The organism is Vibrio sp. 1069 (assembly GCF_033340555.1).
On sequence record NZ_JAWOWP010000164.1, the window covers coordinates 1 to 928 of the forward strand.

Below are 928 nucleotides of genomic sequence, written 5' to 3' on the forward strand. Positions count from 1 at the left end.
TCATTTGTGACGACGTTTCTCAATCCGACGAGCTAGATTGCGTCATGTTGACCTCCAGCGGTATGGGCAAGTGTATGGATGCGCCGCTGATGCATGGTCAAATGTGCTTGGGCACGCTTAACGTCGCGCATCATCAAACCCATTTTTATACCAAGGAACAAGCCGCACAGTTGCAATGCATTGCCAACTGGATAGCATTGAACCTTGCGCTGCGTATTCAGCTCATGAAAATGGAGCACCTCGCCACCACCGACGATCTTACTGGCATTCCAAACCGCAGAGAGTTCATGCGTCAAATTGAGCATCGTCTTTCTGAATTTCGCACGCAAGGGATCAAATTCCACGTCGCGATTTTGGATTTAGATAACTTTAAAAAACTGAATGACAAGTTCGGGCACGACGCTGGCGACAAATCTCTCATCCATGCTGCCAATACCATTAAAGGGCATTTACGAGAATGCGACCTGCTTGCTCGTGTCGGTGGTGAAGAATTTGCTATCGTCCTGAGAAGCCGATCTTCTCAAGAAGCAATGGATACGTTAGAAACCATCCGAAATGCCTTAGAAACCACGACGATTCGATATTCAGGGCGTGATATGACATTCACCGCCAGTATTGGGGTAACTCAAGTGTGTGGCTTGGATGACTCTTTTGAGCCGTTAGTGAAACGTGCTGATTTAGCGTTATACAAAGCGAAAGAAACCGGGAGAAATCGCGTAGAAATCAACCACAGCGAGCATCAAGGCGTATCGAATGAGCAATGAGTGAGATGATGAATCAACAATAAAAAAGGTAGCGACTGATGCGCTACCTTTGCGATTCCCAAGTAAATTCAAGATGAGGAGTGAATCACCTTGCGCTGACTTGGGATTAAGAAGTCAGCAAATTGAATTATGCTTTCTTAAGATCTTTAGCTGGGTAAGTTAGC

The 928-nt window shown here is 45.9% G+C and carries 1 protein-coding gene; it reads left to right on the forward strand.

The window, feature by feature from the left end:
- Positions 1–764: sensor domain-containing diguanylate cyclase (locus R7040_RS25200; protein ID WP_318097379.1), on the forward strand; the 764-nt coding region annotated here is incomplete at its 5' end.
- Between the last annotated feature and the right edge of the window lie 164 nt (positions 765–928).